The sequence below is a fragment of the Halorubrum sp. Ea8 genome, from assembly GCF_002252925.1.
GTDB lineage: Archaea > Halobacteriota > Halobacteria > Halobacteriales > Haloferacaceae > Halorubrum.
This window is the reverse complement of sequence record NZ_NHPF01000098.1, coordinates 1-9,893: the sequence shown is the minus strand read 5'-3', so window position 1 is coordinate 9,893 and position 9,893 is coordinate 1. Positions and strand designations below refer to the sequence as shown.

Annotated in this window: 8 protein-coding genes; 2 read left to right on the top strand and 6 right to left on the bottom strand. The window is 54.2% G+C overall.

Going from position 1 to position 9,893, the window contains the following annotated elements:
- Positions 1 to 117: 117 nt before the first annotated feature.
- From DJ74_RS10985 to DJ74_RS10975, 3 genes are all read right to left on the bottom strand, one after another.
- Entirely contained in the window at positions 118 to 1,806 is a 1,689-nt protein-coding gene (locus tag DJ74_RS10985) for a PGF-pre-PGF domain-containing protein (protein WP_094527275.1), read from the bottom strand.
- A gap of 361 nt (positions 1,807 to 2,167) precedes the next feature.
- A complete protein-coding gene (locus DJ74_RS18765) occupies positions 2,168 to 2,941 on the bottom strand; it encodes a hypothetical protein (RefSeq protein ID WP_141212700.1) in 774 nt (257 codons plus the stop codon).
- A gap of 80 nt (positions 2,942 to 3,021) precedes the next feature.
- On the bottom strand, positions 3,022 to 3,315 hold the full coding sequence (locus DJ74_RS10975) for a type IV pilin (protein ID WP_394338311.1): 294 nt from the start codon (positions 3,313 to 3,315) through the stop codon (positions 3,022 to 3,024).
- Positions 3,316 to 4,862: 1,547 nt separating this feature from the next.
- On the opposite strand from DJ74_RS10975, the gene tnpA reads away from it, so the two are divergent.
- Positions 4,863 to 5,270 carry an IS200/IS605 family transposase gene (tnpA, locus tag DJ74_RS10970; protein ID WP_094527272.1) on the top strand — a complete coding sequence of 136 codons (408 nt, stop codon included), beginning with the start codon at positions 4,863 to 4,865 and terminating at the stop codon, positions 5,268 to 5,270.
- Positions 5,270 to 6,514: an RNA-guided endonuclease TnpB family protein gene (locus DJ74_RS10965; RefSeq protein ID WP_094527271.1), complete on the top strand. Its 1,245-nt coding sequence runs from the start codon at positions 5,270 to 5,272 to the stop codon at positions 6,512 to 6,514. The genes tnpA and DJ74_RS10965 overlap by 1 nt, the downstream gene beginning before the upstream one ends.
- 11 nt (positions 6,515 to 6,525) lie before the next feature.
- Here DJ74_RS10965 and DJ74_RS10960 read toward each other — a convergent pair whose 3' ends face one another.
- The 3 genes from DJ74_RS10960 to DJ74_RS10950 all read right to left on the bottom strand — a co-directional run bounded on the left by DJ74_RS10960 (position 6,526) and on the right by DJ74_RS10950 (position 9,405).
- Positions 6,526 to 6,912: a hypothetical protein gene (locus DJ74_RS10960; protein WP_094527270.1), complete on the bottom strand. Its 387-nt coding sequence runs from the start codon at positions 6,910 to 6,912 to the stop codon at positions 6,526 to 6,528.
- Positions 6,905 to 7,771, bottom strand: a complete 867-nt coding sequence (locus DJ74_RS10955; RefSeq protein WP_094527269.1) for a ParA family protein — start codon at positions 7,769 to 7,771, stop codon at positions 6,905 to 6,907. The genes DJ74_RS10960 and DJ74_RS10955 overlap by 8 nt, the downstream gene beginning before the upstream one ends.
- Before the next feature lie 305 nt (positions 7,772 to 8,076).
- Positions 8,077 to 9,405 (bottom strand): Cdc6/Cdc18 family protein, encoded by a 1,329-nt coding sequence (locus DJ74_RS10950; RefSeq protein ID WP_094527268.1) that lies wholly within the window; start codon positions 9,403 to 9,405, stop codon positions 8,077 to 8,079.
- Between the last annotated feature and the right edge of the window lie 488 nt (positions 9,406 to 9,893).

Genomic DNA, 9,893 nt, shown 5'->3' with positions numbered 1-9,893 from the left:
TCCCTCCCCCCCTAGGGCTGTGTTATAGCCCGCGTATCTGTAGAATAATAGAGACCAGTGAGAGACCAGCTAGGTGATCACGACAAAACTCCTTCAGAGGGATTGTCAACGAAATAATTAGTCGGCTCTTTGTCGTGCCATGAGAGCACTAACAAGTAGCGCAATCAGTGCCAGACCGGAGCTAAAGCCGGGAGTACTATCATCAGTACTTCCATCCCCTGCGCTCGAGTCTTGTGACGATGTCCCAGTCGATGCGTCCGATGATTCAATAACAGAAATGGTCGTCGTCGTTGTATTCGTCTTATTAGCGCCATTTTCGACGGTTAGCTCAACCTCAACGTCACCTGCCTGTTCAAACTCAGTCGTTACTGACTCTCCATTGTGTGACTCTCCGTCAATCAGCCACTCGTATGAGACGACTTCACCGTACTGATCCGTAGAATTGCTAGCATTAAGCGAAACAGTATCTCCAACAGCTACCTCGGAAGGTGAGTTGATTTCTGCTTTAGGCTCACCCGTAGCACTCACCGCAAAGTACGAGAATCCAGGTGTCTCAGCTTGAAGCACGATAGCATCGTTAGATTCTTCGACGACAATAGAATCTATCTGCTGCCACTCACCGTCGGCAAAGCGGTATACTTGCAGATCGTCCGTTACAGCTCCGAGCTCCTCAATCTGAGTCGTATCTGCTCTAAATTGGAGTGTTGCAGTCTCGGTGGTTACGTTGTCCGGGACAGTGATTTGTGATACCGACACTAGCGCACCAGGGGCAGGACCAGTTTCACTGGGTGTGTCGTTAAGCGCCGTCACCGAGACGTTCCCTGCAACGTCAGCAGAGTCCCACGTAATACTGACAACATCTGACTCTCCGGAGAATCGGACTTGAGAGAGACCAAATCCTTCGTCACTTACAATTGTCTGCTGCTCTGTGTGGACTGATTCAACATCAGCAGGCAGGCCGGGAGTGCTGGCACCAGTGTCGGCCTCAGACGTGCTGTCATCAGTGTTGTTTCCACCTGTACTGTCAGTCTCTGATCCATCATCGGTACCACCACCCCCACCGCCACCGCCAGTTGCCGGCGGAGATGGCTCGGGGGCAATTTCTGGCAGCGTAACGCGTTCAACCTCAATGTCGATCGATGCTGTCGTATCCGCGGATTCAACAGTGAAGGTTTCGTTGACGCTTGTGTCCGTCTCCGTCTCCCATGACAACGAGACGGTCGTACTCTCGTTGTACGCTAACGAGACCGACGTCGAATCAAGAACGTCGCCGTCAGCGTTTACCAAGTTAATATCCTGTGTTGCAGACAGTGCGCCTTCATTCTCGATGATAGCATCGACCGTGACTGTCTCACCAGCATCAATGGGCGAGTTTGACCCAGTTACTGTGGTACTGAACAGCGGAGCAAGCTCCTCCTGTGACGCACTCAGATTGATCTCTTGGGTCCCAGACTCGAACGAGATCGAATTGACGGTAACACCACCAACACGGAATGTGACCTCGTCACCATCAGGAGGCTGAACCTCCAACTTCTCATCACTAATTGTTGGGCCACCGAACTGGCCGTTCTCGCCAGTCATGATCGAGTCCTGTACCTCTCCGTCTGCGACAGCCTCAATCAGAACCGGTCCAGAGAGCGTCCCACCGGTGACCTCTAGTTCACCATAATACGTCGCTGGAAGGCTTGGAACGTCACCACCGTCGTCTTGTGCAACCGCAGATCCTACACCAAACACGGGAAACCCAATACCGCTAACGAGAACACATACCGCAAGTGTGATCGCTATCGACCGACGAGAGCTCATGTACCATCAGTAGAAATTGATGGTGTATAAGCTTGCGGATTAGTTCAGAAATACTGAAATTGAGGCCAATAGGTAGAGAAATTCACCCCCACAAAAAGTAGGCAGCACAACAAAATGTACATACTCCTGTTAGAAAGGAAACTGTCGTTATTCTATTCAACAGCACGGACAAGATACGGAATGGCACAACCGAGGAGAAGAGCCCCAACCACAGCGAACACTGCCGTTGGTGACATGATTTCAATTGTTTCTAGCAACGCGATGACCATATCTATTTAACAACTGTCTAATATTTAAAAGAAACTTTTCGCTTGCAGATGGATATATCAGCAGCTAATCTGACAAAAATCAACTGAGAGGATCACGGTTCTGCGAGATTGAGCGCCCGCATGGCAGCAGCTGAGACAGTCACACCTCGATCGCCTGCACTCGCGTGTTCATTGGTTACCTGTTCAATTAGGTCTGCAATAGCCTGATGGAACGCTATTGGCTGTTGTCCATGCAGTCGACTCGTTGCTTTATTCGGATAATCGACCGCACGGTGGCGGACATACGCGTCGAGAAAACCGGCTTGGCCTGCCTCGCCAGCATGATCAACAATTGTGGGGAGCGTTTCGACAGTCGCTCGCCCACCAACCGGACAGCCCCATGCAGCAAGTGTGCGACCGAGGACCGACCCGTGAGTTGCTGGGAGCACCTCAGTAGCTCGTGACTCAAATTCTTCGTGCCGGCGTGTCGGATGGACGCCGACATCACGAAATACCTCCTCGAGCTCGTCAAGCGAGACCCGACGACCAGCTGCAACACTTGGAACATAGTTTTTTGCGGCAATTGATCCACCCCCGAGAAGATGTCCAGCGAGCGCCGCCAGCGCCACACTCATGTCGCCGTCAGGGTCGACCCAGCCATGCCGTTGGGCAAGCATGACGCCACGAGCGGCGTCTGGCATCCCATCCTCATCAACCCACGCACGGATGCGACCGCGTGGAAGTTCGACAATTGTAGACAGGGCCGTAGAGCCTTTGTTCGGGTTGTTGGCAGTAGCTTCGACAACTCGATTGTAATCTCGGACTGCCTCGTATGGATCCTCGTAACTTGGATGATTGTACGTACGAGCGAGGGCAGCGACAATCATGTCAAAATGGTTGGGTACCTGTTTGTAACAATAACAATAAAAGAAAATGAAACACCGATGGTGACGATTAAATATGGTTGTTAGCAGCCTCCATTGCGGAGAATGGCAGACTGGTCACCACTCGACCAAGAAAGCGTTGCATTTTCCCCGGTAAATCCGGTTGCAACATCGTCACCAGCCGTAAGCGTCCCACTCTGAGCGGATCCAGGAGAAGCGTTCAGAGTGTCGCCATCGAGCGAGTCCCCACCGCCATGGACAAGAGTATTACCCTCACACTGGAAACTCGCCTGTGGTGCCGAGTCGCCGAGTGAGTCGCCCAGCCCGAGCACGAACGTCCCGATCACAGCTGCTAGAATGACGGTTATAGCAACCATGAGTATCACACCAATGACAGGTGAGACAGCACGATCGTCGCCGAACATTTGGTCTAACTTCATGTTATGTCTGGCTTATATTCCAGTAGGGAGTGACTTAATCATACCGGCCCGACTCTCAATAGTGATACCATCCATCAAACAAAGCAAATAGAAGAATCGGGAGATACGGCTGGTGAGGGTCATCGCCAGTGGACTTGCCATCCACCATCTGTGTAGTATCCAGCACTTGTATGTGTGAGTACGAGGTCACTCTGGACCACAGTTGCAGGCACCTCATAGATGAGCGTCCACTGCTCGCTGTCACCGGGGGCCAGATCAGTCCAGGTGTCAGTCGTGTCCCCGCCAATCGACGTATGTGGTCGCTCCGTTGTTCGTCTGGTAGTATGCAGTTGGAAACCATTCACATCAGGTGTCCGGCGCTGCTCGGCTGTTGGGTTACGCACTTGCAGCGGTAGGACAACAAGTTGTGTGCGTGTCGACGTTGACACCGTAACTGAAGTCCCATCAGATCGGGTTCCAGTGTAACGATCAGTAAAGATTGGTATTCCAACACTGAAGACATGGCCTGTCGCAGGTCGATAGGAGCCTCCCCACGATCGAGTGCTTAATTCGACTGTTGTACTGGCGGTAGCGGTGACTCGGGTTTCTCCAGCTGTTGCCCAAGCGGTCCACAAAAGCGCTCCTCTCTCCCAGTTTGCTATCGGCTGCGTGCTCGTGTATGTCTTGTCCGGCTCAAGTGTCGTCTCTACGGTGTTCAATGTTTGAAAGACCATCTGTGGCCGTCGCACGTCGACACCAGATGTGACCGTTGTCGCTGTCTCCCCAGTGTTCGTCACACGGAGATCATAGGTGTTTTCGAGTCCCGTGTCAAGCGTCTCTGGGGCCGTCAGATCGATTGACAACTGTGGCGTCGATGTGTCCGGGGTCGCAGTGGTGGTATTGGACTCATTCCTTCCGGGGGTCGACGACGATGGAGCGTCTGTTTCTGGCTGTGGGTCGACAGACGATTGCGGGGGTGACTCAGGTTCAGTGAAGAGACACCCGGCAAGAGAAAATGCCGCTGCTGTGCCCGCTCTGGTGAGCCACTGTCGGCGCGAGTGGGTCAATCGCGAATCGTCTCTACGTGGAGGTGAGTCAGACATACGAGTATACTACACTGAGCCAATCAAGTTGGATAGCAATATCCTAGATGTCTAGCAGTGTATATCTTTGTCAGGCTGTTGGCGCGTGTAACACAGATGACCCAGAAGTATCCAATCAGACGAGAGGCACTATAGAAATAACTACAGGAATTACTATAGGTATTACTATAGACAATGCTATAGGGATTCAAAAACACCGTGTACGAACCTGAAAAGCCTGAAAGACAGTTAGCTGGATATAGGCGCTAAGCCCCCACCCTCAACGGAGCGATCGAAGGGAGCGGAGTAGGGTGGGGATACAGCGCCGTCATCATCTGTTCATACAGCGAAACGGTTGCAGGCCCACAGACCCACGTAGTCACAACGTTTTTTACTGGGGTACCGTACAATAGTACGAACCCAATGGAGTACGACCTCGATTCGGGAGCGCACTCGACGTATTCCCTGCACTACCACCTGATACTCACTACGAAGTATCGGCGCGGAGTGCTAACCGAGGAGCGAACCCAATTCATTCGCGGGGTTATCAGCGGGTTCACGGACAAGTACGGCGTCGAACTGACGAACCTCGACGGAAAGGACGACCACGTTCACATCCTGTTCCGAGCGAAACCAACCACAGACCTCGTGAAGTTCATCAACACGGTCAAGGGCGCGACCGCCCGCCGTATCCGTAACGAGTACGAGGATGAACTGAAAACCGAACTGTGGGGCGACTCGTTCTGGAACGACTCGTACTGCCTCATCTCGACGGGGCAGGTGTCGCTGGATGTGCTGAAACAGTACGTCGAAGACCAGCGGGAGAGCTGATGTACTACGCCTACAACTACCGCCTCAAGCCGTCCGACGCCCACCGTGAGGAGTTGGACCGCCACCGCGATATTTGTCGGCAACTCTACAACCACACGCTCTACCGCCTCAACGAGTATCAAAACGAACACGGCGAACTGCCTTCTATGACCACGCTTCGGTCGGAACTCCCCGACCTCAAGAAGTGGTGGGACGGCCTCTCCGACGTGTACTCGAAGGTTCTCCAAACCGTCGTTGAACGGTTGTTCGACAACCTCAAAGGGCTCTCCGCGCTCAAGGAGAACGGCTACGGCGTCGGTCAACTCAAATGGAAGCCGCCACGGGAGTTCCGCAGTTTCACGTACAGCCAGTCTGGCTTCAAGCTCGACAAAAAGGGCGGTCAGACTGTGCTGTCACTCTCGAAACTCGGAGACATACCGATTCGGCTCCACCGCGCCATCCCCGACGACGCGAAGCTCAAACAGGTCACGGTCAAGAAGGAACCGACGGGCGAGTGGTTCGCCACGTTCGGAGTCGAAATAGACCGTGAACCGCCCGAACCGCCTGAGAATCCCGAGCGGTGCGTCGGCATTGACGTGGGAATTCTCAAGTACGCCCACGACACCGACGGGACCGCCGTCGGGTCGCCCGACCTCTCCGCCGAACGGGAGCGTCTGGAACGCGAACAGCGGTCCCTCTCACGGAAGGAACACGGGTCGAACAACTACGAGAAGCAACGACGGCGGGTCGCGGAGTGTTACGCCGACCTCCGACGGAAGCGCCGTGACTTCCTACATAAGCTCTCGAACTACTACGCTCGGGAGTACGACCTCGTGGCGGTCGAAGACCTGAACGTGAAAGGGATACTCGAATCACCGTCGAACAGCCGCAACACGGCATCTGCCGCGTGGCGAACGTTCCTCTCGTTGCTCGAATACAAGTGCAAGCGTGAGAGGACGCACTTCGTCGCCGTGAATCCGAGAGGGACAACCAAGGAGTGCGCGTCGTGCGGCGTTTCGACCGACAAACCGTTGTGGGTCCGTGAACACACCTGTCCCGCCTGCGGGTTTAAGACGGACAGGGACGCGAACGCGGCGTGGAACATCCTTTCTCGCGGCCTCGAAGATGTAGGAGTGGGACACTCCGAATCAACGTCTGTGGAGACTGCGCTCCCTGTGGACACCGACTTGGTGTCTGCAAAGCGCGTCGTGGAAGCAGGAAGCCCTACCCTCAAGGAGCGAACGGCGTCAGCCGTGAGCGAGTAGGGTAGGGTAGTTCACAGTCGGTTTGTGGCGTGTTCGCCAGCTGCATCACGAACGGCATCAAGCTCGTCGGGAGCTGCCTCTTTGAATCCGAGCCGAAGCGCAAGCCGAAGGAGCTCACTGCGATCGACCTCCTCGTGCTCGAGATCAAGCCGTTGTTGGAGTCCTTCTCCAACCGAAGTCATTCGGTCAGGATTCGCTTCGAGCGCACGGACAAACGCAGCGAGATGGCCGTCCCAGACGCTGACCGTCTTCTGTTTGTCACCGTCGTCGATGGCCTCGAGTTCGCTAACAATATCGTCGACGAATGCACGGCGATCTGACGCGGCGTCTGCCGTATCGATCCGATCGCCGTGTGCCGTCTCATCACGGAGGGCCGCGAGCTCGTCGTCCTCAGACATGGATCTCACCCTGGAGCCGCTTGACAAGGAGATCTGCAGCCGCGAGATATGCGTCACGAGCCTGTGTTGCAGTTGCTGAGGGATCGGTTAGTGCGAATGCCGTCTGCCCTTGCTGTGCAGCATTCCGAATATCCTGTGAGTAGGGGACGTAGTCGGCTGCAATCGCATCGGGGTACTCTCGCTCGAACGCATCAAGATACTCTTCAGCAAGTGTCGTTCGCGTATCGACTTTGTTCGGTAAGACGAGTGCCAGTTCAATTGTCGTCGCGAAGTTGGCTGCAATTTTGTCTAGATCGCGGCGGAGCGCGTCAGCCTGTTCAGCCTCAAACGGTCCCATCTCAATGGGGACGATCACGTTTTGTGCCGCCCAGAGCCCATTGTATGAGACGTTGTTCGTCATGCCAGGGAGATCGATGAGGACGATGTCGTACGCAAGCGGATCGACGTACTCGTCGAGAAACTGCTCGAACCGGCTATATCGTTCGCGAGCGTCATTGATGTTTCCTAGCTCGGAGTCAAGCGTATCGAGCCCGGGATGTGCCGGGATGAGATCGACGCCCTCGTCAGTCGCAACGATGAGGTCATCAAGTGGGTCCGCACCCAATTTCTCTGCAATCGTCGGCCACGCATCGTCGAAGACCGTCGAGACGTTCGGCCACGCCGCATCGGCCTCGATGCGTTGCTGGTAGTCGTCCCAGACGCCGAAGTGCTTCGCAAGGTCGCCTTGCTTGCCTGCTAAGTCGACCAGTAACACGTCGAATCCATGCTCGTTGAGTGCGATACCGAGATGGGCGACTGTCGTCGTCTTGCCGGTCCCGCCCTTATCCAGAAATGCAGCAGCACGGAGTGTTGATCCCATATAGGTTCACCTATATGAAATCCTATAGCAATTCCTATTGGATAAAGTTACGCCTAGAGAATCTGTTGGGCAAATCAAATAGATCCGGCGACAAGAAAAACGGCGACACACCACCCTGCAAGTGTTCTTTTGCCGGGTTTTAGATCAAGCAGATGACGAGTCCTCACGAAAGCGAGTCACAAAAAGAGGGCAGATGGGTGCTGAGGACACACCACCCTGCAAGTGTTTTATACCATCAGTATATCCTGATGGAATAGTCAAGATGCGGGTCAAAAAAACGTTCATCACAGGATCTGGGATGGTTATCAGGTGAACTGCCAGATTTGTTGTTGTTCTTCATCGTCCGGGTCGGGAGCCTCAAACGAGGTTGCTTCATCTTCCTTGTGGTGCTCGAGAATTTCCCAGACATTATTCGGAAGCGCGTCAACGTAATCTGACTTGACAACGGCATTAATGATGTCGACGGGGTCATCTGTGACCTGGTACACGAAGCGGCGCCCACCTCGACGCCCCTGATTGTGATCCTCTGATCGGACAAAGCCCTGCATTGAGAGCTGGTCAAGATACTCGTACAGTTTCCGCTCTGACCGTGGATTACTACCGGCCGCCTCGGCGATCGACGAGTACAGCGTGTAGATCCGTTTTGTCCGCGCATCGTGGTCTGGTTCGATAATTGCAAGTGTCGTCGCGATGTACGTGAGTGCCTGCTGGCGAGTTAGATCGTTGTCGAACGAGTTGAGAATCTCGTCGGTCTCGATGGTTTCTGTTGCGCGTCGAGTATGTGCTTCGGTGACAACTGACGCGTCATCCATCCGGGCATACTCGCCCGCTTTCTCGAGAATTTTGAGCCCTTGGCGGACGTCACCGCGCTCTTGGGCGGTGAACGCGGCAGCAAGCGGGATGACCTCATCGGTTAACACACCGTCGTGAAAGGCGATCCCCGCATAGTACCCGAGGATATCACGGAGTTCGTCGGCATCATACGGTCCGAACTTGATTTCGCGTTCCCCGAGTGTGCTCTTCACTTTCGGCTCCAACGAGTCGACAAATTTCAGATCGTTCGAGATACCGATCAGCCCGATACACGCCTCGTCGATGGCCGCATTCTCGCTGGCCTCAGCGCGCGGGAGATCATACAGAAAGTCGTTGCGTGCGTCCGGAGGGATGTTGTCGATCTCGTCAAGGATGATGAGAACGTTCCCGCCAGCGTCCTCGATTTCTTCGTACAGAAACTCGAAAACAGTATCTGTACTATATCCGCTTTTCGGGAGCGCGTTGTCAACCGTGCGGAATTCGTTAACCAGCCGGCTCACGAGTCGGTATGACGACTTGTAGTTCCGGCAGTTGATCGGGCCGAGAATTTCGAGGTCGACACCCTGCTCAGTTGCTTTTTCGAGCAGCATGTCGCGGACCCATTTCGTGACAGCAGTTTTCCCAACGCCAGTCGGACCGTAGACGAAGACGTTGTTTGGCTCGTGACCGACGACGACATCCTGGAGTGCGTTCACGTAGAGGTCGATCTCGTCGTCACGGTGAAAGATCATCTCGGGATCGAAGCTGTCCTTCTTTAGTGGCTGTTTGGAGTCGAAAATCTCGTCCGTCCCAGCGAACGGATTTTCGTCCGTTTGCACCATCTTGGTAATGGCCTATGCGGCATTGGGTATAAGTTTCGTGGACCACCCTGCAAGTGTTTCAACTGTTCAGTATTGCGTTGTCCCTCGCAGTGACGGGACACACACACACCACCCTGCAAGTGTTCCCGGGTCTCCAGAGGAAGGGGTGGGGGGTTCCCGGCTGTCAGTAAGTGGCGCTGTCGGTATCGGTGATGGACGGGACAGCACGTCACCCCGTGATAACAACTCGAACACGTCTATTATATAATTCTAATATAAATGTTGTTGTTGTTGTTGTTGTTGCCGGTTATAGATGAGACGCAGACAGTACGCCGTCATGTGATTTTGTAAATAAAGTACAGTATCTTGTTGTCTATTACCGCTGTGTTTATAACAAAACGGTGGAAGCCAGTTCGATCCTACACACCCCCCTCCCTCCGGTTCAACCCCCTAGAACACTTGCAGGGTGGTGTGTGTGTGTGTGTCCCCGCCAGGGCGTTATTGTTTGT

Bases quoted from the DNA above. Each gene is read 5' to 3' on its own strand.
- DJ74_RS10985 (WP_094527275.1), bottom strand. From the start codon at position 1,806: ATGAGCTCTCGTCGGTCGATAGCGATCACACTTGCGGTATGTGTTCTC.
- DJ74_RS18765 (WP_141212700.1), bottom strand. From the start codon at position 2,941: ATGATTGTCGCTGCCCTCGCTCGTACGTACAATCATCCAAGTTACGAG.
- DJ74_RS10975 (WP_394338311.1), bottom strand. From the start codon at position 3,315: ATGGTTGCTATAACCGTCATTCTAGCAGCTGTGATCGGGACGTTCGTG.
- tnpA (WP_094527272.1), top strand. From the start codon at position 4,863: ATGGAGTACGACCTCGATTCGGGAGCGCACTCGACGTATTCCCTGCAC.
- DJ74_RS10965 (WP_094527271.1), top strand. From the start codon at position 5,270: ATGTACTACGCCTACAACTACCGCCTCAAGCCGTCCGACGCCCACCGT.
- DJ74_RS10960 (WP_094527270.1), bottom strand. From the start codon at position 6,912: ATGTCTGAGGACGACGAGCTCGCGGCCCTCCGTGATGAGACGGCACAC.
- DJ74_RS10955 (WP_094527269.1), bottom strand. From the start codon at position 7,771: ATGGGATCAACACTCCGTGCTGCTGCATTTCTGGATAAGGGCGGGACC.
- DJ74_RS10950 (WP_094527268.1), bottom strand. From the start codon at position 9,405: ATGGTGCAAACGGACGAAAATCCGTTCGCTGGGACGGACGAGATTTTC.